The organism is Limosilactobacillus ingluviei str. Autruche 4 (assembly GCF_000312405.1).
Classification (GTDB): domain Bacteria; phylum Bacillota; class Bacilli; order Lactobacillales; family Lactobacillaceae; genus Limosilactobacillus; species Limosilactobacillus ingluviei.
Genome location: NZ_HE997173.1, coordinates 262,158 through 285,442 on the forward strand (window position 1 = coordinate 262,158; position 23,285 = coordinate 285,442).

At 49.3% G+C, this 23,285-nt stretch carries 23 protein-coding genes and 1 riboswitch; of the genes, 21 read left to right on the forward strand and 2 right to left on the reverse strand.

All coding sequences use genetic code 11. The annotated features are described in order from the left end of the window. Positions 1–42: 42 nt before the first annotated feature. Positions 43–738, reverse strand: a complete 696-nt coding sequence (locus BN54_RS01305) for an FAD-dependent oxidoreductase (RefSeq protein WP_019205319.1) — start codon at positions 736–738, stop codon at positions 43–45. Between the two features lie 136 nt (positions 739–874). Between BN54_RS01305 and BN54_RS01310 the strand changes: the two genes are divergently transcribed. The 5 genes from BN54_RS01310 to BN54_RS01330 all read left to right on the forward strand — a co-directional run bounded on the left by BN54_RS01310 (position 875) and on the right by BN54_RS01330 (position 5,819). Next, positions 875–2,056 (forward strand): MalY/PatB family protein, encoded by a 1,182-nt coding sequence (locus tag BN54_RS01310; protein ID WP_040469678.1) that lies wholly within the window; start codon positions 875–877, stop codon positions 2,054–2,056. Between the two features lie 97 nt (positions 2,057–2,153). After that, positions 2,154–2,849, forward strand: a complete 696-nt coding sequence (locus BN54_RS01315; protein WP_019205321.1) for a tRNA (adenine(22)-N(1))-methyltransferase — start codon at positions 2,154–2,156, stop codon at positions 2,847–2,849. Continuing rightward, positions 2,846–3,679 carry a Nif3-like dinuclear metal center hexameric protein gene (locus BN54_RS01320; protein ID WP_019205322.1) on the forward strand — a complete coding sequence of 278 codons (834 nt, stop codon included), beginning with the start codon at positions 2,846–2,848 and terminating at the stop codon, positions 3,677–3,679. The genes BN54_RS01315 and BN54_RS01320 overlap by 4 nt, the downstream gene beginning before the upstream one ends. Beyond that, the gene (gene pepT / locus BN54_RS01325) at positions 3,679–4,923 is read left to right on the forward strand and encodes a peptidase T (protein WP_152977189.1); all 1,245 of its coding nucleotides are present in this window, start codon (positions 3,679–3,681) and stop codon (positions 4,921–4,923) included. The genes BN54_RS01320 and pepT overlap by 1 nt, the downstream gene beginning before the upstream one ends. A 32-nt stretch (positions 4,924–4,955) precedes the next feature. Then, positions 4,956–5,819 (forward strand): YitT family protein, encoded by an 864-nt coding sequence (locus BN54_RS01330; protein ID WP_019205324.1) that lies wholly within the window; start codon positions 4,956–4,958, stop codon positions 5,817–5,819. Positions 5,820–5,891: 72 nt separating this feature from the next. Here BN54_RS01330 and BN54_RS01335 read toward each other — a convergent pair whose 3' ends face one another. Continuing rightward, positions 5,892–6,086, reverse strand: coding sequence for a DUF2929 family protein (locus tag BN54_RS01335; RefSeq protein WP_019205325.1), 195 nt, complete (start codon positions 6,084–6,086; stop codon positions 5,892–5,894). Between the two features lie 144 nt (positions 6,087–6,230). Here BN54_RS01335 and BN54_RS01340 point away from each other — a divergent pair, with 144 nt between their 5' ends. From BN54_RS01340 to rpsA, 16 genes are all read left to right on the forward strand, one after another. Continuing rightward, positions 6,231–9,527, forward strand: coding sequence for a DNA polymerase III subunit alpha (locus BN54_RS01340; RefSeq protein WP_019205326.1), 3,297 nt, complete (start codon positions 6,231–6,233; stop codon positions 9,525–9,527). A 147-nt stretch (positions 9,528–9,674) separates the two neighbouring features. Further along, on the forward strand, positions 9,675–11,096 hold the full coding sequence (gene pyk / locus BN54_RS01345) for a pyruvate kinase (RefSeq protein ID WP_019205327.1): 1,422 nt from the start codon (positions 9,675–9,677) through the stop codon (positions 11,094–11,096). A 140-nt stretch (positions 11,097–11,236) separates the two neighbouring features. Then, the gene (locus BN54_RS01350) at positions 11,237–12,121 is read left to right on the forward strand and encodes a CvfB family protein (protein ID WP_019205328.1); all 885 of its coding nucleotides are present in this window, start codon (positions 11,237–11,239) and stop codon (positions 12,119–12,121) included. After that, positions 12,114–13,001 carry a tyrosine-type recombinase/integrase gene (locus BN54_RS01355; protein WP_019205329.1) on the forward strand — a complete coding sequence of 296 codons (888 nt, stop codon included), beginning with the start codon at positions 12,114–12,116 and terminating at the stop codon, positions 12,999–13,001. Before BN54_RS01350 ends, BN54_RS01355 begins: the two co-directional genes overlap by 8 nt. Beyond that, entirely contained in the window at positions 13,002–13,385 is a 384-nt protein-coding gene (locus tag BN54_RS01360; protein WP_019205330.1) for a hypothetical protein, read from the forward strand. It begins immediately after the preceding gene. A gap of 2 nt (positions 13,386–13,387) precedes the next feature. Beyond that, complete coding sequence (locus tag BN54_RS01365) at positions 13,388–14,158, forward strand: segregation and condensation protein A (protein ID WP_019205331.1); 771 nt, start codon at positions 13,388–13,390, stop codon at positions 14,156–14,158. Then, complete coding sequence (gene scpB / locus BN54_RS01370) at positions 14,136–14,720, forward strand: SMC-Scp complex subunit ScpB (RefSeq protein ID WP_019205332.1); 585 nt, start codon at positions 14,136–14,138, stop codon at positions 14,718–14,720. Before BN54_RS01365 ends, scpB begins: the two co-directional genes overlap by 23 nt. Continuing rightward, on the forward strand, positions 14,720–15,451 hold the full coding sequence (locus BN54_RS01375; protein WP_019205333.1) for a pseudouridine synthase: 732 nt from the start codon (positions 14,720–14,722) through the stop codon (positions 15,449–15,451). The genes scpB and BN54_RS01375 overlap by 1 nt, the downstream gene beginning before the upstream one ends. Before the next feature lie 302 nt (positions 15,452–15,753). Continuing rightward, positions 15,754–17,136: a Na+/H+ antiporter NhaC family protein gene (locus BN54_RS01380; RefSeq protein ID WP_019205334.1), complete on the forward strand. Its 1,383-nt coding sequence runs from the start codon at positions 15,754–15,756 to the stop codon at positions 17,134–17,136. 59 nt (positions 17,137–17,195) lie between these two features. Then, a riboswitch (FMN riboswitch) is annotated at positions 17,196–17,315 on the forward strand. A 112-nt stretch (positions 17,316–17,427) separates the two neighbouring features. After that, on the forward strand, positions 17,428–18,003 hold the full coding sequence (locus BN54_RS01385; protein WP_019205335.1) for an ECF transporter S component: 576 nt from the start codon (positions 17,428–17,430) through the stop codon (positions 18,001–18,003). Between the two features lie 126 nt (positions 18,004–18,129). Continuing rightward, positions 18,130–19,182 carry a helix-turn-helix domain-containing protein gene (locus tag BN54_RS01390; RefSeq protein ID WP_019205336.1) on the forward strand — a complete coding sequence of 351 codons (1,053 nt, stop codon included), beginning with the start codon at positions 18,130–18,132 and terminating at the stop codon, positions 19,180–19,182. Beyond that, positions 19,166–20,593 carry a RecQ family ATP-dependent DNA helicase gene (locus BN54_RS01395; protein ID WP_019205337.1) on the forward strand — a complete coding sequence of 476 codons (1,428 nt, stop codon included), beginning with the start codon at positions 19,166–19,168 and terminating at the stop codon, positions 20,591–20,593. Before BN54_RS01390 ends, BN54_RS01395 begins: the two co-directional genes overlap by 17 nt. A gap of 77 nt (positions 20,594–20,670) precedes the next feature. Next, positions 20,671–21,000: a hypothetical protein gene (locus tag BN54_RS10375; protein WP_235720465.1), complete on the forward strand. Its 330-nt coding sequence runs from the start codon at positions 20,671–20,673 to the stop codon at positions 20,998–21,000. 35 nt (positions 21,001–21,035) lie between these two features. Continuing rightward, positions 21,036–21,254 carry a LysM peptidoglycan-binding domain-containing protein gene (locus BN54_RS10380; RefSeq protein WP_235720466.1) on the forward strand — a complete coding sequence of 73 codons (219 nt, stop codon included), beginning with the start codon at positions 21,036–21,038 and terminating at the stop codon, positions 21,252–21,254. Between the two features lie 25 nt (positions 21,255–21,279). Further along, positions 21,280–21,960, forward strand: coding sequence for a (d)CMP kinase (cmk, locus tag BN54_RS01405; protein ID WP_040469810.1), 681 nt, complete (start codon positions 21,280–21,282; stop codon positions 21,958–21,960). 78 nt (positions 21,961–22,038) lie between these two features. Continuing rightward, on the forward strand, positions 22,039–23,265 hold the full coding sequence (rpsA, locus tag BN54_RS01410) for a 30S ribosomal protein S1 (protein ID WP_019205339.1): 1,227 nt from the start codon (positions 22,039–22,041) through the stop codon (positions 23,263–23,265). Positions 23,266–23,285 lie beyond the last annotated feature (20 nt).

Below are 23,285 nucleotides of genomic sequence, written 5' to 3' on the forward strand. Positions count from 1 at the left end.
AAGCGATGATGAAGCCAAAATTCATCATCGCTTTTTACGTTGCTAGTAGCCGTAGAGGACATCGCGGTGGATTTGATCGGCGTTAATTGCGCCTGTAGTTGTTAAGAAGGTTTGGACCGCGTCGACGACGGTTTCACTGCCAGAGAGGAAATAATCGGCAGTGTTGCCGTAGTGTTGGGTAGTTGCTAACAAAGCGGCTTGGGCTGCCTGACGATTTTTTACAATGTGCAAGTGGAAATTAGCATGTTGGGCGGCCCACGCTTCGAAATCAGCTTGGTAGAGGTGGTAATCATGGGCCGTGAAAATCAATTCAATTGGGTTGGTGGTCTTTTGGCTCAGGGCGTCTTGAATTAAGGCGCGCAATGGTGTGATACCAACCCCGCTTGCGAACATGACCAATGGATGATCAAGAGTGGGCAAGGTAAAATTGCCTAACGGACCATAGATGGTCACGGCTTCACCTGGTTGCAACTCCAAGAGCTGGGTTTTAAAGCTGCTGGGCGTTTGCCGGGTCCGGGTGGCTAACTGCAAGTAGCCAGCTTCTTCTGGGGCAGCGGGCGAAAGGGCGCGAACCTTTTTTTGGTCGGTTACGGCTTTGGTTGGCAGGCCCAGTCGAATATACTGGCCGCTTTGCCAATGGAGACCCGCAGGAATTTTAACCTTTAATTCATAGTAGTCGTTTGCGACATGAGTGAGGGATAAGACCTCACTTTGGTAGCTTGGTAAGTCAGTTGCCATGTTGAATTCCTTTCTATAATGAAGTATAGGCGCATTATACCGAACTTAATCCCCAAAAGGAAAGAAAAAAGCCTTTAAAAGCGTTTTCAAAACCTGTTAAACTGGAAGCGAGCAGAAAGCTTTTGGAAGGAGGATTATGATGAACTTTGATCAAATTATTAATCGGCGGGCGACTAATTCTGCCAAGTGGACGGTTGGGCCGAATGAATTGCCCTTGTCGATTGCCGACATGGATTTTCCAACCGCCCCTGCCATCGTGGCGGCCTTGCAAGCGAAAGTAGCCACGGGGATCTTTGGTTATGAGACGGTTCCGGTCACCTATTATCAAGCTGTGGCAGACTGGTATGCCAATGAACACGGCTGTCGCCCTCAAATTGAGTGGATGCAATATGCCAGTGGGGTGATCCCGGCGTTAGCTTCCGTCATTCGCCGTGTCACGAATCCCGGTGACCAAGTTCTCCTGCAAGCGCCCGTTTACAATATGTTTTTTCAAACCATCCGCGATAATGGTCGTCAAGTGGTTTCCAGTGACCTAAATTATGATCCAACGACGCAAAGCTATTCAATTGACTGGAGAGACTTGGAAACTAAACTGGCGGATCAACGGACGCGGTTGCTGATTTTGTGTAATCCGCATAATCCGACCGGACAAATTTGGTCCCAAGCAGACCTGATCCGCTTGGCGGAATTGAGCGGTAAATATCACGTTAAGATTTTTGCGGACGAAATCCATGGCGACATTACCTTTAATGAAACCGGCTATGTGCCATTCTTCAGCTTGCCCACTTCATTATTGCAACAAGTCATCGTGGCGGTTTCCCCAAGTAAGACGTTTAACGTTGCCTCCATTCATGCAGCGGTCCTTTTGATTCCGAATGCCGATTTACGCGCGGTAATCCGGCAGGGACTGCAAAATGATGGGTTAACGGCGGTTAATTTAGCCGCCATTCCTGCTACGATTGCGGCTTATACGCAAGGCCAAGCCTGGCTGCATGAATTATTGGCCTATTTAAAAACGAATCGCGCTTGGGTGGAACAACTGATTGCAACTCAACTGGCCAGTCAAATCCAGGTGGTCCCGGCGCAGGCGACTTATTTGGCCTGGTTGGACTGCCGACAGGTGACGCGAGATACTCAGCCCTTAGCGGAATTTTTGCGCCAAACGACGGGGTTGATTTTAACGCCGGGGGCAGTTTATGGGGAACCAGGGAAAGCTTTTTTGCGGTTAAACCTGGCCTATCCGCGCGCGGTGCTTGAAGATGGACTGGCGCGCCTGGTTCAGGGGGTGGCAGCCTATCAAGAGAAATCTAGGAATTAATCCGTAGGCGTTCAACTAAATCTGTTATACTGAAACCTAATTGGGTGGTCACTTGGTGTGGCTCACCGGAATTCTGGAAAAAGGTTGTGTTAATGGAATGGATGCAGAAAAACTTTCGCAACGGTTGCAAACGGTCGCTGACTTTGTTCCCCAAGGAGCGCGGTTAGCCGACATTGGGACGGATCACGCCTACTTGCCAGCCGCCTTGGTTTTAGCTGGTCGGATTGACTTTGCGGTGGCAGGCGATGTGACGCTTGGTCCCTTGCAAAATGCCACGGCGGAAATCGAACGCTTGCACTTAAGCGAACAAATTCAGCCGCGGTTGGCTGATGGGTTGGCGGCAATTCAGCCTACCGATCAAATCGACACCGTCGTGATTGCCGGAATGGGGGGCACCTTGATTGCTAAAATTCTGACGGCTGGCGCGGCGCAATTGGCAGGGGTCAAACGGTTGATTTTACAACCTAACGTTGGTGAAGCCCGGGTCCGGCAATGGTTAATGGAACATCATTATCAATTGATGGCCGAACGAATTGTGGCTGAAGACGGTCATATCTATGAAATCTTAGTAGCGGACTACACGGGAGTGCCCTTTAGCTATAATGCCCGTGAGTTGCGCTTTGGCCCATTTTTATTAGCGGCCGGGGGACCGATTTTCCGCCAAAAGTGGCAAGAAGAATTGCAGCGCGAAGCTGCGGCGCTTGAGCAAATGAAGGCAGCGAAGGAACCGCCGTTAGAAAAAATTGCCGCCTTTCAAGCCCAATTAGCGCAAATTAAGGAGGTCTTGGCATGACGACCGGCTTAGAAGTAATGGCCCGCTTTGAGCAATTTGCGGCGCCAGCGTGGGCCGAGGACTGGGATCACGTTGGTTGGCAATTGGGCGACCCGACCCGGGCCGTCCGGCGAATGTTGATTACGTTAGATGTGCGACCAGCGGTAGTTGACGAAGCAATTGATGCGGGGGTAGACCTGATCTTTTCTCACCACCCGCTGATGTTTCGACCAGCCAAAGATTTGGATTTGCGGCAGCCGCAAAATGCAATGTATGCCAAGCTCTTGGCCCATGGAATTACTGTTTATTCGGCGCATACGAACTTGGATTCAGCCCCGGGAGGGATGAATGATTGGTTAGCGGCGCAATTGGGTTTGCAAAATTTAACCGGGTTGGTCCCAAGTAAACTAAGTTCCCCCACGGGGGAACCGGTGGCCTTAGGGCGGGTAGGTGATTTGCCGGTTGCGTTATCGCCGGCAGAATTTGTTAGTTGGTGTCAGCAACATTTCCACGTCGCTGGCTTACGGTTCGTCACGCCCCCGGCGGCAGTGACGCAAATTAAGCGCGTGGCTATTGTCGGCGGAGCGGGCAGTGAATTTTATCCCCAGGTTCTGGCGGCCGGGGCCCAAGCTTACGTCACGGGGGACGTCTCGTACCACGTGGCCCAAGATATGCAAGCCGCTGGGTTGATGCTGGTTGATCCTGGTCACCATATTGAAGTGGTGTGTGTAAAGCAGCTAACGACGTTGTTTAAAAAGTGGGCTCAGTTGGCCAAGTGGCCGCTTGAAATTCAAGCGAGTCAGGTTAAGACGGAACCCTTTAAGTTTATGATGAAAGATGAGATGAAATAATCATGGCAGAAAAATATCCCGGTTTATTAGATCGTTTTTTGAGTTATGTGAAGGTAGAGACCCGTTCTGATCCGGAAAGCAACACGATTCCCACCAGCCCAAAGGAATTGACGCTGTTAAAGCAACTGATGGCGGAACTTTCCGCTTTAGGCTTAAGTGAGGTCCGGATGGGCGAACAGAATGCCATTGTAATGGCAACTTTGCCATCCAATTTAGACCATGAGGCACCGGTAATGGGCTTGCTTGCCCACGTAGACACCGCTGATTTTAATGCGGCAGGGGTAAATCCCCAGATTGTTCAAAATTACGACGGGCAACCGATTCAGCTGGGCGATGGGACGTACACGCTGGATCCTGCCGAATTTCCGAACTTACGCAACTACTTGGGGCAAACCTTGATTACGACCGACGGAACGACGTTGTTGGGAGCGGATGATAAAGCGGGGGTAGCAGAAATTATGACGATGCTTGCCTACTTGGTGGCCCATCCAGAAATTAAGCACGGGACCATTAAAGTTGGCTTTACGCCCGACGAAGAGACCGGGACGGGGGCCACCCATTTTGACGTGACCGATTTTGGAGCTGATTTTGCGTACACCGTGGATGGCGGTCCATTAGGTGAGTTGGAATATGAAACCTTTAACGCCGCCGGAGCAGAAATTACGATTGAAGGCAAGGACGTCCACACTGCGACCGCCAAGGGCGTCATGGTAAATGCGCTTCAGATTGCCATGGATTTGCAAGCGATGCTACCGGCGCATGATCGGCCAGAAAAAACGACTGGCCGAGAAGGCTTTTTCCACTTGTACCAATTGGATGGAACCGTTGATCATGCTCGGATGTTGTACTTGATTCGGGATCATGATCGCCAAATGTTTGAGGCCCGGAAGCAAGCATTGCAGGCAGTCGTTACTGATTTAAACGAGCAACTTGGGAGCCAACGTGTGACCTTACAGTTGACGGATCAGTATTACAACCTCAAAGATGCCTTGCAAGGCCATATGGACGTGGTTGAGTTGGCGCAAACGGCGATGAAAGAATTGGCGATTGAACCGGTGATTTATCCAGTCCGGGGTGGCACGGATGGCTCGACGATTTCGTATATGGGCTTACCAACGCCAAACTTATTTGCGGGTGGTGAAAACATGCACGCCCGGTTTGAATATGTATCGCTACAAACCATGGAGAAAGCGGTGGATGTGCTGCTGAAAATGAGTGAATTAAACAGCCAACGAACTAAATAGTTGGGGGCTGAACTTTTTGGGGGGTGTTGGTGATGACAAAGCAGTATGAGGCCCGGCTGCGTCGGATGGTCCGGAAATTGGCGATTGCCTTGTTATATGGGATTTTATCAGCGATCGGGGTTAATTTTTTCTTGACCCATGCCAATTCGTACTCATCAGGACTGTTGGGGATTTCCCAATTAATACAAGCAATTGGCTTAACGATGGGGCTGCATTTGAATTTGGGGTTGCTGGTGTTCATTTTTAACGTTCCGCTATTTATCTTTGCTTGGCGGGTCTTTGGACTGAGCTACATTTTCTATTCGGGGTTGGCCGTAATTTTTAATGTCATTGCTTTGGCGTTGATTCCGGTGGTGAAGTTGGTCAGCGATCCGTTAACCAATACCTTGGTCGGCGCGGCCTTAATTGGGCTGGGAATTGGTTTGTGCTTTAACAATGGCTTTACGACCGGGGGCATTGATATTGTCGTGACTTATTGTCAACGGAAGTTTCATAAGAATGTCGGCTTCTTTGCCAACGTCGTAAATGGGGTCATTTTATTAGCGACGGTGATTGCCTTTGGTCCCAGTCGGATCGTGTACAGTCTGATCGGGATGTTGTTAACCAATTGGTTGATGGACTACGTCTTCGTTTCGCAAACGGACGTCAGCGTAACCATTTTTACCAAGCAGGCGGATAAGTTGATTCCCGCGTTGAAGACCTTTGCGCATGGGGCCACGGTAATGCACGGGATCGGTGCGTATACGGGGGATGAGACGGATGTAATTATCGTGATTACCCCCCGGAGTCAGTTGGTTGGTCTACGTAAAATGGTAAAGACCATCGATCCCCGGGTCTTCTTGAGTATTCAACGGACCAGTGTTGAATTAGGGATCTATCGGCGTCACTCATTATAGTTTTAAGGGTACTAAAAAGCGGTCAGTGAGCTAAGTTCACTAACCGCTTTTTATATTGATCAACCAAGTTGGTTAACGTTCTGGATTGGCATGCACCGTCATAAACGTCCAAACATTGGCCGCCACTAAGGCCACCACGGCGCCTAACACGGCACAAAGTTGGAAATCAGCCGTTAAACCTTCCAATTGACTGCCAATGTAGCCTAATACCATCCCTAAGATGGCGCCCCAAAAAAGCACCATCAAATTTTTAAAAATCGTCTTCATACTTTTTCACTCCCTTAGTGGATACGTTCATTGTAGCACAAATTTTTCGGCAACGGAAAGGCCAATCCAAACGAAGCAGCGGGCAACATTTGGAATTAATGATATACTGGCTAATGGAAAGATTTTTAGGAAGGGGCATGTGGCATGGTTCCCATTAATGTAACTAGTGCGTACAGTTTGCTAGAGAGTACGATCCAACCGGCTGAATTGGTTAAAGCGGCTCAACAACAAGGTTACTCGGCAGTAGCTTTGACGGATCGCAACGTGATGTATGGGGCGATTGAATTCTATCATGCGGCAAAAGCGGCGGGGTTCACACCTCTTTTGGGCGTTCAATTTCAACTGGCCGGTTTAGAACTAACGGCGTATGCCAGGGGGAATCAGGGCTATCAACAACTGATCAAGTTGTCAACCCGTTTGGCAACGAACCAAGCGTTGACCGTAACCGAATTTTTAACCGAAGTGGATCAGCTGGCTGTGGTAATTGCACCAGCCACCATCTTGCAAGCTTTGCAACAACCGGAGTTAGCAGCGGCGTTGGAACAGCTGATTGAGCAGCCGGCGCAAATGCGTTTTGCAGGGATTACGCTGACTTTGGATCAGGTCCAACGTACGGCGTTAGTCAATTGGGCGACCAAGCATCAGGTCGCGTTAATCGCGTTTGACCCGGTTGAATATTTGGCGCCAACGGATTATTTTGCCACCCAGGTTTTGCGGGCTATTAAGAGTGGTCACCGTATTAAAGAGCCATTGCGGTTGGTTAACCAAACGGGGGAGCATTTTTTAAAGCCGGCCCAAGCTTGGGCCAGGGCATATCAAACGATCGGGTTGGCGCAAGCGGCCGCCAATACGGAGCAGTTGGCAGCCGCCTGCCAGGTTGAAATCACCTTTCAAAGTCCGGTCTTGCCAACGTTTAAAGTTCCCGCTGGGCAAAGCCAGGCTGACTATCTGCGCCAACTGTGTGAAGCGGGGTTGCAAGCACGCGGGCTCACGGCAGCAACGTATCAAGCTCGGTTAGACCATGAATTAACCCAGATTCATAACTTAGGGTTTGACGATTACTTTCTGATTGTTTGGGATGTCATGCACTTTGCTCATGAACACCAGATTACAACTGGCCCGGGGCGCGGGTCGGCCGCGGGTTCGCTGGTCGCGTATGCACTGGCGATTACGGACGTCGATCCCTTACGCTACCACTTGCTGTTTGAACGCTTTTTAAATCCCGAACGGGCCCAAATGCCTGATATTGACTTGGATTTACCGGACAACCGGCGTCAAGAAGTGCTGGATTATTTGCATCAACGCTATGGGCACCAACGAATTGCCCAAATTATTACCTTTGGGACCTTAGCGGCAAAGCAAGCCATTAAGGACGTGGCCCGGGTCTTTATGTTGCCTGCCTACTTGGTGAGTGAGTTGAATACCATTTTAGCTAACATTCAAGTGCGGACCAAATTAACGATTGATGAGGCGTTGCGTAAATCCCAAGCGTTGGTGAATTTGATGAATGATCAACCCCAAATTGCACTTTTAATCAAGGTTGCCAAACAATTGGAAGGCTTGCCGCGGCATGATTCAATTCACGCAGCCGGGGTCGTCTTGTCGCAAGCCCCCTTAGCGGAATTGGTCCCCTTGCAAGGCGGCCAAGATGGCGAATTGTTGGTTACTCAATACGCGAAAGAAACCGTAGAAGCCGTGGGACTATTAAAAATGGATTTTTTAGGCTTGCGGAACTTATCAATCATGGATAAGGCCTTGCGTTTGATTCATCATCACCAGCCCCAGTTTAATTTAAAAAAGGTCGATTTAAATGATCCGGCAACGCTGCACTTGTTTGCGGCTGGTGATACCGACGGGATTTTTCAATTTGAGTCGCGCGGGATTCGGCAAGTCTTGACCAAGTTGGCCCCGGACCAATTTGAAGAGCTGGTGGCAGTGAATGCCTTATATCGGCCGGGTCCGTTAGATAATATTACGCACTTCATTGCCCGCAAGCAGGGACATGAGAACTACCAGTTGCCAGATGCCAGTTTGGCGGCGATTTTGGGACCCACGTATGGGATTTTGGTATACCAGGAACAAGTCATGCAAGTGGCGGCCGTCATGGCTGGCTTTTCGCTTGGGCAAGCCGACTTGTTGCGCCGGGCCATGAGTAAGAAAAAGCAAGCGACAATGGATGCAATGCGGTCCCGGTTTTTAACTGGTGCCAAGGAAAAAGGGTACGCCCCCCAATTAGCCCAGCAGGTCTTTGATTACATTGACCAATTTGCTAATTACGGATTTAACCGGTCGCATGCGGTGGCGTATTCGAAAATGGCCTTTGAGATGGCGTATCTAAAGGTTCATTTTCCAAACGAATTTTTCGTTGCCTTACTGTCCATTGAACCGAATATTGCTAAGCAACGCCAACACTTTGCCAACGCCCAACAGCATGGGGTCCGTATCGTTGGTCCGCGGATTAATGTCTCGCAAGCCGACTTTAGTCTGGCAAGGGGGGAAATCATCGTCGGCTTTAGCGCCGTTAAAGGGCTCCGCGCTGATTTTATTCAGGCCATTTTAGCGGCACGCCAAACGGGACCGTTTCAGGATATCTATGACTTCTTAGCCCGACTGGCGCCGCGGTGGCATAAAGCGGCCCTGTTAGAACCGTTATTTGCCGTGGGCGCGTTTGATGGTTTGGGGTATAACCGGGCAGAGCTATTGGTGGGGCTTCCCGGACTATTAGCTGGCAGCGAATTTACCTTTCAAGATCCCAGTTTGCAACCTTTGATTGAGCGGCGCCCTGAGTTGCCGTTGGGCGAACGGCTCGCTAAGGAAAGTGAGTACTTAGGGGTGTACTTGTCGGGGCATCCGGCGAGTCAATACCAAGCGTTACGGCAACGGCTAGGGGGCGAATTGGTTGCTGACTTAGGACCGAATCAAAAGGTAACCTTAGTAGTTTTGCTAACCCGCATTCGAGTGGTTAATACCAAAAAGACCCATCAGCAAATGGCCTTTGTGACCGCTAGTGATGAGAGTGGCAGCATTAATCTGACCGTTTTTGCTCGTCAATTTGCTCAGTATGAAAAGTTGTTGAGTCGCCCTAACCAAGTGGTCGTGGTAGCTGGGCAGGTTGAATTACGCAATGATGAATTAGAAGTGATTGTCAATCAATTACAGCCGGCAAATCAATTGCAGACAGGAACTGCGCCCCAGCTGGCTGATCGTCGTTGGGTCCTGCGCTTGTTACCGGAGGTTGCCGAACGCGGGCGACAGCAAATTAAAGCCATCTTGCGGGCCCACCCTGGTAATTGCCCGGTGGTAATTTATGAAGAACAGACGAACCAAGCGCGCCAATTAGCGGTCGGCGCGGCGGCGGATGAGGCGACGCGGGCCGCTTTTAATGCGGCCTTGGGTAGTGCCAACGTTGTTTTGCAGCTTGTGCCACCACTAAAAAAATAATGGCATAGACCGCAAAATGGTGGCGCTTACACGATAATTTGCCGAGAAAAATTAAAGACACCCCCAATAAAACGTGCTATGATAAACAATGTGTGATTGAGGGGGCAACCCCAGAAAATGCTGTAACGCAAAGGAGAGAGATCACTTATGAAGAAAACCAAGATTGTCAGCACTTTAGGGCCGGCAAGTACGGATGTCGACACGATTGTTAAGTTGATTAATGCGGGGGCCAACGTCTTCCGTTTCAACTTCTCCCACGGTGACCACCCAGAACACTTGGGCCGGTTGGAAAATGTTCACAAGGCCGAAGAAATTACCGGGAAGAAAGTTGGGATCATGCTCGATACCAAGGGGGCCGAAATTCGGACGACCGTTCAAAAGGAAGGGAAGATCGAATACAACATTGGTGACCAAGTACGAATCTCAATGGATGCCAGCTTAGAAGGGGTTCACGATAAGATTGCCGTAACTTACCCAGGGCTGTACGATGATGTGAAGGTTGGCGGCCACGTCTTATTTGATGATGGACTGATCGATATGTTGGTTGACGAAAAAGACGATGCCAACAAGGAATTAGTTTGTCACGTTTTGAACCACGGAATTCTTGGTTCACGCAAGGGGGTTAATGCCCCGGGCGTTTCGATTAACTTGCCAGGGATTACGGAAAAGGACTCCAGTGACATTCGTTTTGGTCTGGATAACGGGATCAACTTCATCGCTGCTTCCTTTGTCCGGAAGGCCCAAGACGTCTTGGACATTCGTGAATTGCTCAAGGAAAAGAACAAGGAAGATGTCTTGATCTTCCCAAAGATTGAGTCCCAAGAAGGGATCGACAACTTTGAAGAAATTATCGAAGTTTCTGATGGGTTGATGGTACCACGTGGGGACATGGGGGTTGAAATTCCAGCTGAAAATGTGCCACTGGTGCAAAAGAACATGATCCGGCGGTGCAATGAATTAGGTAAGCCGGTAATTACGGCGACGCAAATGCTGGATTCCATGCAAGAAAACCCTCGTCCAACCCGGGCCGAAGTTTCTGATGTTGCCAACGCTGTCTTTGACGGAACGGATGCAACGATGTTGTCCGGGGAAAGTGCCAACGGTGACTACCCAGTTGAATCCGTTGCCATGATGGCCCACATTGATGAAAAGGCTGAAAACAACCTAGACAAGTTCGGCCGGGAAGTCTTTGACTTTGACAAGTCTGACGTTACGGAAACGATTGGGTCAGCGGTTGCTAACGCGGCGCGGGACTTGAACATTAAGACGATCGTTGCTTCAACGAAGTCTGGCTACACGGCACGGATGATCTCCAAGTACCGTCCATCAGCTGATGTATTAGCGTTGACTTACGATGAACGGGTTCAACGGAGCTTGATGATCAACTGGGGGATCCAACCATTTGTGGTGGATCGGCCAGAAAGTACTGATGAAATGTTCCGGGTAGCTGGCGAAAAGGCTAAGGAATTAGGCTTTGCGCAAGCTGGTGACTTGATTATTGTAGTTGCCGGGACGCCAGGCGGAAACGCCGGGACGACGAACTTAATGCGGGTTTTACAAGTTAAGTAAGCCGTCAAAATAGAGTTGAGAAACGGGTAGGAAATGTCCTGCCCGTTTTTTCAATCACCGGGACCGCTTTAAATTTACGCGGGGCTTGTGTAAAATATGGTAAGTTAATACTGGAGCTGGCAAAACTGGAGGGAATTTGAATGAATGAAGCATTAGGAAGCGTGGTTTCGGCGGTAATGGTCGATGAGAATCAGGACTATTACTTTGTGCAGCCTGCAAGAAACGGGCAGACTTACCGCTTGGCAAAAAGTGAGGCCCCCCAGGTTCTGCACATCGGGGGATCGGTCAAGGGGTTTGTTTATGAAAACGCCGACCATCAATTACAAATGACGTGTGCCCATATTCCAACGGTGCAAGTTGACCACTATGACTTTGGCACGGTGGTTGGCGTGCGACGTGATTTGGGAGTCTTTGTTGATATTGGTCTGCCAAACAAAGACATTGTAGTCTCACTCGATGATTTGCCAAACTTAAAGCACTTATGGCCACAACCGGGCGACCGTTTATTATTGGCCTTGCGGGTCGATGATCATGATCGGTTATGGGGGCAGCTCGCGGATGAGGAAATCTTCCGGACAATTGCAGCTAAACCAAGTCGCCAATTGATTAATCAAGATGTTACGGCGACAATTTACCGCTTAAAATTAGCGGGGAGCTTAGCGCTAACGGCGGATTATCATTTAGCCTTTATTCACCCTAGTGAACGAGACCAAGAGCCGCGCTTAGGCCAAGTTGTGAAGGGCCGGGTAATTGGTCTTTCCAGTCATGGGGGGGTTAACTTATCGCTCAAACCCCGGGCTTACCAGGCGATTAATGATGATGCGGCCCAAATTCTGGCCCTGTTAAAGCACAGTCAAGACCATCAACTTCCCCTGACGGATAAGAGTTCGCCGGCGGAAATTAAGGCGTTATTAGGGATTAGTAAAGGACAATTTAAGCGGGCCGTAGGGCATTTACTAAAGGCGCGACTGGTTAATCAAATCAACGGGAAGTTAATTTTGCTCAAGGAGCCAAGCGATGACTGATTTAAAAGCTCCCGTGACGGCTTTTTTGGCGCAATTGGCGCAACGGCGTTCAGCCAGTACCGTCGAGAATTACGCCCGCGATCTGCGGCGGATGCAACAAGTGCTGCTTGATCACCAGCTTGAGAATTGGGGGGCCGCTGATCAATATGTCTGGTTGGAATGGTTGAACCAATTGTCGACAACGACCAGTTTAGCCAGTCGTCGTCGCTATCTGTCCAGTTTGCGCCAATTCTACCGGTTTTTACTGAATGAGCACTTGGTCGAACAGGATCCAACCCGGGATTTAAAGTTACCGCCGTTGGTTGCCACGCCAACACCGCACTTGTCCGAACCAGCAATGGTCCAGCTTTTGACCGCCGTTAAGGATACCACGCCATTAGCGCTTCGTGATCGGGCCCTGTTGGAGCTTTTGTATGCGACGGGGGTAAAGGTAAGTGAATTGTTAACGTTGGATGTGACCGATTTAAACTTCGAATTAGGCTTTTTGACCGTTCGCGATCATTTGGGGCAAGCGCGCTTGCTCCCGTTAAGTCCGGTCGCGCAACATTGGTTGCAACGCTATCTTCAGGTGGCCCGTCCCTTGCTTCAGCAGGATGGCCGGTCAGCCGGCGTATTTTTGAATGCCCGCGGGAGGCGGTTGAGTCGGCAGGCAGTTTGGCAACTTTTAAAAACGACTGGGCAGGCCGCGGCCTTGACGATCGAAGTGACGCCGCAAGTAATGCGGGAGAGCTTTACGGCCCACTTGTTGGCGCACCAGGCGGATTACCTGGTGGTGATGCAGTTGTTAGGTAAACAGTTGCCGCAAGCACCAGTGGTCCCCTTTGGCCGGGTTAAAGCGGTATATCAAGCAACGTTTCCACGTTACCAAGAGGAAGGTTAAATGTTAGTAAAGTACCGGAAAGATTATCAAAAAATTGTGTTGGGCTTACTTTCTTTTAGTCCCGATCTAGATAATTATGATCGTTTGCAAGAAGAAATTGATTGGTCTAATTCAGCGCATCAACCAATCTATTTATGGCGGGCACCGTATTCTGAACAATTTATCGGCGTGGCGGTGTTAGAAGAGGGAACCGATTATATTTTATTGCGCCGCCTTTCGTTTACGCCAAGTGAACGCTCAGGGAAAAACGTTTATGATTTTTTGTCGGCCATTGCCAAGCATTATGAGCCTAAGCGCTTAATGGGGACCTTAGCGACACAGCCCCTCGTTACCAATTGGGCGCGCAGTACGGTCTTTCGGGTTCAACCAACAGAGGAGGAATAAACGTGGCAACTGAGGTGATAACAGAACCGCAAAAACCATTTGTGCACCTGGCTGATTTCGATGGCCCACTTGACTTGTTGCTCCACTTGATTCGTAAAGATGAAGTGGAGATCTATGATATTCCGATCGAAAAAATTACTAAGCAATACGTGGCGATATTAGAGGCCAATCAAAAATATCAATTAGAAATTGCTGGTGAATACTTTGTCATGGCATCGACGCTAATGCGGATTAAGAGTCAAATGCTGCTACCAGCGCCACCAGTCATGGTTGATGATGAAGCAGAATTCGAAGATCCGCGGGAAGAATTGGTTGACCAATTGTTGGAATATCAGCGCTACCAAGCCGCAGCCAAGCACTTAGAAGCTAAAGCAGCCGCCCGGCAACGGGAGTATACCCGGGAAGCGATGGCAGCGCCAGCTGAAATAATTGCTCACCAAGTTCAGCCAGGGGTCACAATCGAAGAATTGCGGGGGGCGTTTGAAGCGTTGCTAAAGCGACGTCAGATTCCGGAATTGCCGGTCGCTGAAACGGCGCCGGAAAAGGTAACGGTTGCCGAACGAATTGACTATATCAAAGCGCAACTAACCCATCCGGTGCGGTTTGTTGATTTATTTGCTGACCAATTGACTCGTGATAATTTAGTCACCACCTTTCTGGCCTTGTTGGAACTATGTCGCCATCAGGTGGTTCAAGTTACCCAGTCAACGGCATTTGGCCCTTTGATTGTAACGAAAGGAAATAAATTTGATGGACAACCAAGCGAAAATTGAGGCGTTGCTTTTTATCGCCGGTGATGAGGGAATTACCCTCGGGGATTTAGCGAACTTAACCGGCTTGTTGAAACCGGCAGTTCACGGGATTTTGGGGCAATTGGCAGAAAAATATGCCCAGGACAACCATTGTGCGCTTAAATTACTGGTCAGTGCGGATACCTATCGTTTAGCAACCAAAGGTGAATTAGCACCAGTGGTAAAAGATTACTTTGAAACTCCGCTAACGGTCCCGTTAACGCCAGCCTTATTAGAGGTGCTGGCAATTATTGCGTACCGCCAGCCCATTACGCGGCTTGAAATTGATGATTTACGGGGCGTTCAAAGTTCGGGATCAATTCAAAAATTAGTCATGCAGGGGCTGGTAGAAACCCGGGGGCGGTTGAACGTACCGGGTCGGCCCTTCCGCTATGGCACCACCACGGCTTTTTTGGATTACTTCGGGTTGGCCGAGTTGAGTGAGTTACCGCCATTAAGTGAGCCGGCGGCTGAAATTATCGACAGCGAACAATTTGCGCAAGCCTTAGCCTTGCGACGACAAAAACTGGAGGGGGAAAACTAATGGAACGGTTGCAAAAAGTGATTGCGCATGCGGGGGTGGCTTCGCGCCGCGCCGCGGAAAAACTAATTTTGGCTGGACGCGTCACGGTGAACGAGCAAGTGGTGACAGAACTGGGAACAAAGGTCAAAAACAGTGACCAAGTTAAAGTTGATGGTGTTCCTTTGCGTAAAGAAGCACCAGTTTACTTTATGTTAAACAAGCCCCGGGGGGTTATTTCATCCGTCCATGATGAAAAAGGTCGCCGGACGGTTGTGGACTTATTTACTGAAGAAGGGGTAACTGAACGAATCTACCCCATTGGGCGCTTAGATTATGATACAACCGGGTTGTTGTTGTTAACGAATGATGGTGAGCTGACCAATCAGTTGATGCACCCCAAGTTTGAGGTTGACAAGGTTTATATTGCTAAGGTCAAAGGATTGGTTACCAATGATGCGTTGCGTCAATTACGGACGGGGGTTAAAATTGACGGTCGGATGACGGCCCAAGCCAAGGCGAAGGTGGTGGAAGTGGCCGCAGATAAGAAGCATTCCTTAGTGAAGTTAACGATTCATGAAGGGCATAATCACCAAGTTAAAAAGATGCTCCAAGCGGTGGGCCACCCGGTGGTTAAATTGCACCGGGAAGAATATGCTGGCCTGACGTTGGCGGGGTTACCGTCGGCGGGACAATGGCGTGAATTGAAGCCCGTGGAAGTTAAGTACTTACGCCAACTATCAGGGGAAAATTAAAGTTAAATTGCGTTTTAAGGTTAAGAATGCTATAGTTAACGACAGATTAAAGAAACGAGTTGTCGTACAGTAGGGTCACATCTCAAGGGACAGCGAACTGGCGGTTGGTGCAAGCTAGGCAGGATGATGATCACGAATTACCCGACAAAGACCTCGACCGGGCCCGACTGGTCCCGTTATCCACCAGTAAAAGAGGGGATTTTCGGCAATCCCTAGCTAGGTGGTACCGCGGAAATTTCGTCCCAGCAAGCGTAATGGCTTGCTGGGATTTTTTAGTTTAAATCAACTGGGGAGGAGATTTTATGACCAAGCAGATTCGTTTTTTTGAAGCGAGCGTAATTTTGATTTTGATGTTAATTATTTTGGGGACCAGTGTTATTGGTTTTCAAATGACACCGACCGTACCGGTATTAGCGGTCATTGGCTGCTTAATGGGGTGGCTGCGATGGCGGGGCTTCAGTTGGGAGGAACTAATGGCTGGGATCAAGGCAGGAATTTCAACGGCCATCATTCCGATCTTTATTTTTATGTTGATTGGGACTTTGATTGCGATTTGGATTCAAGCCGGGGTTATTCCAGCTTTAATGTTGGTTGGCTTTCGGCTAATTAATGCCTCTTTTTTTCTTCCTTCCGTTTTTATTGTTTGCTCTTTAGTTGGTTCTGCCATCGGGAGTGGGTTTACCACCATTTCAACAATTGGGATTGCCCTGTTTGGAATGGGCAGTGCAATGGGCTTTTCGCCCGCTTTGACGGCTGGCGCAATTATTTCAGGGGCCGTCTTTGGGGATAAGATGTCGCCCTTATCGGATTCAACAAATTTAGCCGCAGCAATTGCGGGGAGTGATTTATTTGCCCACATCAAGAACATGTTGTGGACGACCTTACCGGCTTTTGCACTTTCGTTACTTGCCTACACATTTTTAGGCTGGTCGCACCATGCCATGCCGGCGACGCAGGTGGCCGGGACTTTAGTAACACTGCAGACGACGTTTTCCATTTCGGGGTGGACGATGTTGCCAATCCTGTTAATGCTGGTTTGTTCGTGGCGAAAGTTGCCAGCAATTCCGACGTTATTTTTAAACATTGCGGTAACGATTGGTTTAATTTTTATGACAGAACGGCAATTTACCCTGGCCCAATTGACGACGCTGATTCAGCGAGGATATGTTGCGAAAACCGGTGATGCGACCTTGAATACGCTTCTGAGTCGGGGCGGAATTGATAGCATGATGGGAACGGTGGCGCTGATCATTACTACCCTGGCCTTGGGGGGGATTTTAATGAATTGCAAGATCATTGATCACGCAATGGCGCCCATTGCCGTCCGGTTAAAGACCCCGGGCCGCCTGGTTTTGAGCACGATTTTAGCCGGAATTGGGATTAATCTGTTTGTTGGTGAACAGTACCTTTCCGTGATTTTGCCCGGTAATGCGTTTAAGGCTAGCTTTACGCGGTTAAAGTTAGCGCCGTTAGCCCTAAGCCGGGTGCTTGAAGACGGCGGGAGTGTGATTAACTACCTGATTCCTTGGGGGGTTGCCGGTTCATTTGCGGCGGGGGCCTTGGGGGTGCCAGTGACGACCTTTTTGCCATTTGCCTTTTTTAGTTTATTGTCACCATTGTTTTCGGTCTTGAGCGGGGTGACTGGCTGGGGACTGAAGAAACAGGCGACGGTGGAAACGGTTTAATTTCGGCTTGCAAAAAGTAAGCGGTAGTGCTATAGTTAAACCGTAAAAATATAAATTAGGTTTGTCTTCAAGGCAGGGTGCAATTCCCGACCGGCGGTATAGCCCGCAACCCGTATTTACGGTGGAACCTGGCGCAATTCCAGGTGCCGACAGTATAGTCTGGTAGATAGAAGATTGCCATCATCAAATAAACGATGACGGACTGGGGGCAAATTGGCTTGTCGCCAGCCTTTTTATTTGGACGGCTTGGATACCTACACAAGAAGGCGACCTCACAGGAGGTTTGGTCTGATGACAGTTTCACATTCACGCTTGCAACGCTACACAGTGACAGCTTGCTTTGGGGCGTTAGCCTTTGTTTTGATGTTGTTTGAATTTCCGGTAATTCCGGTTGTCTCGTACTTAAAGCTGGATTTCTCCGATTTGCCAGTCTTGCTGGGAACCATTATGTATGGGCCGATAACGGGAATTGTTATTACGGTAATTAAATTATTGCTTCATGGGGCAATGCGGGGCTTTTCACCAGTTGAATTTCTCGGCTTATTTGCCAGTTTCTGCTCTTCAGTCGCCTTATTGATTCCAGTGGCTTGGTTTTTCCGGCGGGGAAGTCACCGGTCGTTTAAAGCAGCCATGTGGTGGAGTGCCGTGGTCGGCACGCTCCTGTTAACGGTTGTGATGACGTTGTTTAACCTGTACGTTTTAACCCCCATGTATATGAAATTGTTTGCTTGGCAGCCTAATTTACCGATTCCAGAATTAATGGCCGTTGGGGTGTTGCCGTTTAATTTAATTAAGGGAATCGCGGTCAGTGCGGTCTTTGCCTTTTTAGCAAGTCGAATGAAACATTTGTTACATTTGGCTGATTAGTGGGTTTTCTCGCTAAGTTGCTTTATAATTATCATAGCGTATTTAAAAGTTAGCGCGCTCCGAGAGTAGTCTGTCGGTTCGCGCTTTTTTTATAGTATCTTCAGTGCCAGTAAACGGGGGAGAAAAATGAGTTATTTACTAACGTTGTTTGACAAAACACCGCGGCGGATCCGGGTAGTAGAAGGCATCCTCCAAGCCAAACGGACAGTAACTAACTTATTTTGGGGCCAGTGTTATGGTTTGCTGCCGTACTTGGGAGCTGACCGGCATTTAAAGCGGGCGACCTATGACGCATGGCTCCAATCCCAAGTAGTGCAGGGAAATCTGATCATTGATCAACAAATGGCTTGGCTTACCCCGCAGGGATTATCAGTCAAGCAAGCGTGGCAAACCGAACATTATCAGCCACAGTTTGGACAATGGACGTGGTTAGCGAACTGGCAACAGTTAGCCAATCGCGTGCTATTAGCCTTGCAGTTGGTCTCGGAGTACCAACATCATAACCGCCGTTTTGCTCCCTTACCGGTCAGTTTTAAGGATAAGGTCGCGGTGCGACAATGGTTTTTGCAGCAGTCTTCGTTAATTGGGCAGGAGTTGTTAAATGAATTAACGAGCTACCTTACGGTTTTGGAAAAAGCCGATTCGCGGTTGGCTGATTTATTTGTCTTTCAATTGATTGGGCACGAGACGGCGGGATGGACGGAAGCAGAAGAGGCTCGCCGGTTAGCAGTAGCTCGCCAAGACTTGTTTTGGATGGAACGTGATATGTGGTTGTTTTTAGCCCATTCTTTGTGGCAGCAAACGGGTACGTTGGCGGCATTGGTTCAACCTTTATTGGCCCCAAGTCCGTTGCCGAAAAGCGTTCAAACGACCGTGGAAGCTTGGCAGCAGGGCTATTCTTTAGCCGAAATCAGTCGGTTTCGACATTTAAAAATTGGAACCGTCCGGGAACATCTTTTGCAGGCAACGATCCTTGTCCCCGAACAGGTACCGGTGATGAAGTTGCTGCCCCCGCAGATTGTGACGAGTTTTTCTGCTCGATACCAAGGTTCAGCGTTAGCTTGGCAGTTTCAGGCTCAAACAAATGATCCCGGGGTGGAATTTTTCTACTTCCGTTTGTTACAAATTAAAGCGGCCCAAGCAATTGGAAAGGAAGGGTATGATGGATCTCACCGCTAGCTTACGGCAACATTTTGGGTTTACTGCTTTTCGGCCCGGCCAAGAAGCAACTTTGACTCGGATTCTTAACGGGCAAGATACGTTGGCTATTTTACCAACCGGGGCAGGTAAAAGCTTGTTGTACCAACTGCCGGCTTATCATTTAACGGGAACCATCCTGGTAATTTCGCCACTGATTGCATTGATGCAAGATCAGGCCGACCGAATTGCGCGCCAGGGCGATTATCGGGCGGTCGTCTTAAATTCGACGGTTGAAATGCATGATCAAGCGGCGTTACTGGAAACGTTAGGTGACTACCGCTTTATTTTTACTTCCCCTGAAACCCTGGCACGCGGCCCAGTCCTTGGGGCTTTACGGCAATTAAAAATAGCCCTGTTGGTGGTGGATGAAGCCCACTGTATTTCGGAGTGGGGCCCTAATTTTCGACCGGAATACTTGACGTTAAAAAACGCGCGGCAAGCGCTAAAGCCGGGGGTGACCCTTCTATTAACGGCAACGGCACCGCCCCAAATTGCCCAGGATATTTTAACCAAAATGGCGATGGCCCCAGAACAAGTGGCTACGGTGCGGCAGTCGGTGAACCGGGCCAATTTATTTCTAGCGGTCCATCCGGTTGCCGATCCGCTGGCCAAACAGCACTATTTGCAAGCGCTGTTGCCGCGCTTGGGCGGCCCCGGGGTGATTTATTTTTCGAGTCGCAAGCAAGCAACGGCGATGGCCAACTGGTTGGAACAAACGACTTCTTTACAGGTGGCCGCTTATCACGCTGGCTTGGAACCAGTCGTGCGTTACCGTTTACAGACACAATTTATGCAGAATCAAGTTGACGTCATTTGTGCGACAAGTGCATTTGGAATGGGGATTGATAAAAACGATATTCGCTACGTAATTCACTATCATATGCCAGCTGGTTTAGCCGCGTATACGCAAGAAATTGGCCGGGCAGGGCGCGATGGTCAGCCAGCTTTGGCTTTGCTTTTGTACGCGTCAGGTGATGAAAGTTTGCCGGAATTGCTGACCCAAACGGAATTGCCCGCCCCAGCGGTGTTGGAAGAGGTAATGGCGGGCCGGGTCGCTCCAACGGTCTTAGGCCCGAAGGCGGATGTGATTAATTTCTATTTGCATCATGGCGTTACGCCCCAGCAATTACAGCAATTGATGGCGCAGCAGTCACGCTTGGCTCAGCAACGGATCAATGAGATGCTGGGGTATGTGATGACGACTGCTTGTCGCCGGCAGTATTTATTGCATGCCTTTGGCGAAAAACCAATTGAGCAAGCGCTTTGTTGTGATCGCCATCAAAGCAATTGGCAACCACAAGAACTGGGGCTGGGCGCGGTTAAAACTTTTGCCACGGTTGAGCGGAGTTACAATTGGCGTCAGCAGCTGGCCCACTTTTTCGCTTGTTGACCTGGGCAAAGAGGCGCTAGTATCTGGGGGGGATTTCTGCTAAAATTATTTCATTAGGCCCGCGAGGAGGGAGAACGATGAAGCGTCGCGAAGACGAACGAAATGTAGATGAAAATCTGTGGGATAAAACCTTTGAAGACAACCAAGACTTGGGGCGTGACGGACATTTGTCGCGGTTGGAACACCGGAAGCAAAGTTCGGCGGCCTCGCGGTTTACGACTATTTTGGTGGTACTGATTATCATTTTGGCGGCAACCCCGGTGCTGTATTGGATTAATCATGAAAAGTCTTTTAATCACCCAACACCTAAACTAGAACAGGTGGCCAAGGGTTCGACTGAGCATAAAAAAAAGTGGCTTCGTCTTCGTCGACAGCAAGTCAAAAGCGATCTGCCGCGACCAAGCTGAGTCGCGCCAAGGACAGTTCTAGTACGCGAGCGCATTTGGCAGCTAATACCACGCAGTCGGCGGCTGAATCCAGCAGCTCGAGCAGTGCCAGTTCCGTGAACCGCAGTGATGCCAGCTACGTACAAGTTCAAGCGGGACAAGGAATTTATCGGGTGGCGGTCAATAATGGCTTGACGGTCGAACAATTAGCTCAGTTGAATGGAATTTCACCGACGACCAAATTATATCCGGGTCAACAACTGCGGGTGAAGTAGCGAGATGATTCAAAGAGGAGTGAAGATTTTGAAGGGGTTACAAGTTGCAATTGATGGACCGGCTTCGGCGGGAAAGAGTACGGTTGCTAAGCAAGTTGCCAAGCGGTTTGGCTATATTTATTGTGATACAGGAGCCATGTATCGTTCGGTAACGTTGGCGGCCCTGAACCAGGGAATTGATGTTCATGATCAAGCCGCCGTTGCTGCTTTGGCACAGCGAATCAAGATTGGTTTTGAACCAGGAGAACCGGAACAACGGGTCTTTGTTGATGGCAAAGAAGTGACGGCCGCGATTCGTTCCAATGAGGTCAATGCGAATGTTTCCGCCGTGGCAGCCATTCCAGCGGTTCGTGAAGAGATGGTTGCGCAACAACGTCAGATTGCAGCAGCTGGTGGGATTGTGATGGACGGCCGCGACATCGGAACCACGGTCTTGCCCAATGCGCAAGTAAAGATCTTTTTGGTGGCTTCAGCTCATGAGCGGGCTCGGCGGCGGTTTGAAGAAAATCAGCGCAAGGGCATTGCAACGACGACCTTGGCGGAATTGCAAGCGGCGATTGAACGACGGGACAAGCTGGATTCTGAACGGTCCGTGTCCCCGCTAACCCAAGCGCAAGATGCAATTCGCTTGGATTCAACCCACCTGTCAATTGCCCAGGTGGTTGATGAGATCAGCGCGATTATCAAAAAAAGTGAAGCAAATTAGGCTTTTTAGCTAGTCAAAATCGTTTTTATCTAGTAAAATGGACGCTAGAGTTGATTGTTGCAAGGAGGATATTTTTAGATGGCTGAAATCGAAAACAATAACGCGATGTTAGAAGCACTTGACAGCATCAAGCAAGTTAATGTAGGTGATGTTGTTAAGGGGAAGGTACTGCAAATCGATGACGATCGCCAAGCAATCGTCGGGATTGAAGATGCCGGTGTTGAAGGGATTGTTCCTGCCAACCAATTGTCCACGAAGCCAGTTGATGACATTAACGATGTCGTTAAGGTAGGGGACGTCCTGGATCTGGTTGTTATCTCCAAGATTGGCAGCGATAAGGAAAACGGTAGCTACCTGCTTTCTCACCGTCGCTTAGAAGCCATGAAGGTTTGGAACGAAATCCAAAAGAAGTTTGAAGCAGAAGAAACGATCACGGCTAAGGTAACCCAAGCGGTTAAGGGTGGTCTGGTTGTTGATGCTGGGGTTCGTGGTTTCGTACCAGCCTCAATGATTACTGACCACTACGTTGAAGACTTGAAGCAATTCGTTGGTCAAGAATTAGAATTCAAGATCGTTGAAATTGAACCAAGTGAAAACCGTTTGATCCTTTCCCACAAGGAAATTGTGAAGGAACAACACGAAGCAGCCGCTAAGAAGATTTTTGCGGAATTGGCAGCTGGTGACGTTGTTGAAGGTAAGGTTGCACGGATGACCAACTTCGGGGCCTTCATCGACCTTGGCGGTGTGGATGGTTTAGTCCACGTTTCCGAAATTTCTTACGATCACGTTGACAAGCCAAGTGATGTTTTGACGGCTGGTCAAGATGTTAAGGTTAAGGTCTTAAGCGTTGATCCGGAAAAGGAACGGATTTCCCTTTCTATCAAGCAAACGTTGCCTGGCCCATGGGATGACATTGAAGAAAAGGCTGCCGTTGATACGGTATTGGATGGGACGGTTAAGCGCCTGACCAGCTTTGGGGCCTTTGTTGAAGTCTTCCCTGGTGTTGAAGGTTTGGTTCACATTTCCCAAATCTCTCACAAGCACATTGCTACGCCAGCTGACGTGCTGAAGCCAGGTCAAGAAGTGAAGGTCAAGGTTATCAACGTTGACCCTGCTCAACAACGGCTTGGTCTTTCCATCAAGGCCTTAGAAGAAAAGCCTGAAGGGGAAGAAAACAACAACCGTGGGAACCGCGGCTCCCGTCGTCCACGGCGTAACAACTACGCTGCTGACGCTCCGGAAGAAGAAAGTGGCTTTACCCTTGGTGATTTGATCGGTGACGAATTAAAGAACGCCGGCAAGTAAGCCAAGTTTAATCATTGATA